This is a genomic window from Thermus thalpophilus (assembly GCF_022760915.1).
Lineage (GTDB): Bacteria > Deinococcota > Deinococci > Deinococcales > Thermaceae > Thermus > Thermus thalpophilus.
Genome location: NZ_JAKTNS010000136.1, coordinates 1 through 384, shown reverse-complemented (window position 1 = coordinate 384; position 384 = coordinate 1). Strand labels below are relative to the sequence as shown.

The following is a 384-nucleotide window of genomic DNA, read 5'->3' as shown; positions in this document are numbered from 1 at the left end:
GAACCAAGGCCTCCTGATCCGACTGGTTCCCATCCCCAGGAGCGAAGAGCAGGGGAATCCCCCCGGTATCGGCGCAGATCAGGTTCATCACCCACTGCTTGAGGTCTGGGCGGTGGTCCCGGCTGTAGCCGTGGGTGAGGCGGATGACCAGGGGCTCGTCCCCCGTATCGGTCTGGCCCTCTTCCCCGCTCCCGTACACCCCGTGGACGTGAAAGCTGGTGGAGTCCACGTGAAGAGCCCGCACGGGAAAGGGAAAGGCTCTGCGGGCAGATTTAGCCACCTCCACGAACAGCTCGGTGACCCCGGCCGCGTACAGGCTGTCCAGCATGCGGCCCATGCGGTCGTCGTTCAAAAGTTCGGGGGTGATGCCGGGCCCCAGGAGCA

1 protein-coding gene is annotated in these 384 nt (G+C 65.4%); it reads right to left on the bottom strand.

Features of this window, described 5'->3' with window-relative positions:
• Positions 1-384: IS1634 family transposase (locus L0D17_RS14065; RefSeq protein WP_243095722.1), on the bottom strand; the 384-nt coding region annotated here is incomplete at both ends.